The organism is Amycolatopsis thailandensis, assembly GCF_002234405.1.
Taxonomy (GTDB): domain Bacteria; phylum Actinomycetota; class Actinomycetes; order Mycobacteriales; family Pseudonocardiaceae; genus Amycolatopsis; species Amycolatopsis thailandensis.
The window spans coordinates 1-747 of the sequence record NZ_NMQT01000391.1; the positions used below are offsets into that span (position 1 = coordinate 1).

Sequence of the window (747 nt, forward strand, 5' to 3'; positions counted from 1 at the left end):
GCCGCCAAGGCGACCGCGACCAAGGCTCCGGCCAAGACGACCGCCGCCAAGGCGGCGCCGAAGACCGCGGCCAAGGCCACGACTCGCGAAACCGCGGCCAAGAAGGCGACCGCCACCAAGGCCGCCGCGAAGCCGGCCGCCAAGGCGAACGCCGCCAAGGCTCCCGCCAAGAAGGCTCCGGCCAAGCGGACCTCGGCGGCCGCGAAGAAGAAGTAAGCTCCCTCCTCAGGAGTGAGCCAACGGCAGGGCCCCGCGCACGGCGCGGGGCCCTGCCGCATTTTCACCGGCTGTACGCTCCGGCCTTCTCGTTCGCCCACGACGCCCTTGAACTCGGTGTCCGGGGAACCGGGGTGCCGGAACGGATCCACGGCGCTCTGAGGACGAATGCGCCGCGTTTGTGGCGCCGCGACTCTTCGTAGATCCACGCGGGTGTCCGGCGGACGCCTCGATCACCCCGATGGCGCATCGCCCCGTGCCCGCCGATCGGCCCTCCACAGTGGAGCGACGAGCGTCGCGACGGACCGTCGCCGCTGGACAACGCCTCGCGCTCTGGATCCCGGGGCGGTGTCGGAACTCACTTCGCCGCGAATCCGCCTACCTGACAGGCACTTCGGGCCGGGCGACCTCCGCTTCCCCTGGGACACGGCCGGAGTAGCGGCACGTCACCCACGTGGGGGAGTCGTGTCGGGAAAATGAGCCGACGCTTTCCGGTCACACGACCTCGGTCGAAAGCGTTGCGAAAGCCAC

1 protein-coding gene is annotated in these 747 nt (G+C 70.5%); it reads left to right on the forward strand.

What is annotated here, in order from left to right; genetic code table 11:
• Positions 1–216 (forward strand): hypothetical protein (locus CFP71_RS43085; protein ID WP_208636173.1); only part of this gene is annotated, 216 nt, incomplete at its 5' end.
• Positions 217–747: the final 531 nt, after the last annotated feature.